Source organism: Microvirga antarctica (genome assembly GCF_017921815.1).
GTDB classification, from domain to species: Bacteria; Pseudomonadota; Alphaproteobacteria; order Rhizobiales; family Beijerinckiaceae; genus Microvirga; species Microvirga antarctica.
Genome location: NZ_JAGEMM010000047.1, coordinates 1 through 300 on the forward strand (window position 1 = coordinate 1; position 300 = coordinate 300).

Consider the following 300-nt stretch of genomic DNA (forward strand, 5'->3'; position numbering starts at 1 on the left):
TCTTACCGGATATCATCTCGCCATGACAGCCGAGTATGATTTAGTCATTCTGGATATCATGCTACCTGATGTGAACGGCTGGGATATCATCCGCATGCTGCGCACTGCCGGAAAGGGTATGCCGGTCTTACTGCTGACAGCCCTCGGCACGATCGAACACAGGGTCAAAGGACTGGAACTGGGTGCGGACGATTATCTGGTTAAACCCTTTGCGTTTGCCGAACTGCTCGCCCGGGTGAGAACCCTTCTGAGGCGGGGAAACACGATGATCACGGAAAGCCAGTTTAAGGTGGCTGACCT

1 pseudogene is annotated in these 300 nt (G+C 53.7%); it reads left to right on the forward strand.

The window, feature by feature from the left end:
* Positions 1-300, forward strand: a pseudogene (silR, locus tag J4G32_RS20795) (copper/silver response regulator transcription factor SilR); the annotation flags it as partial.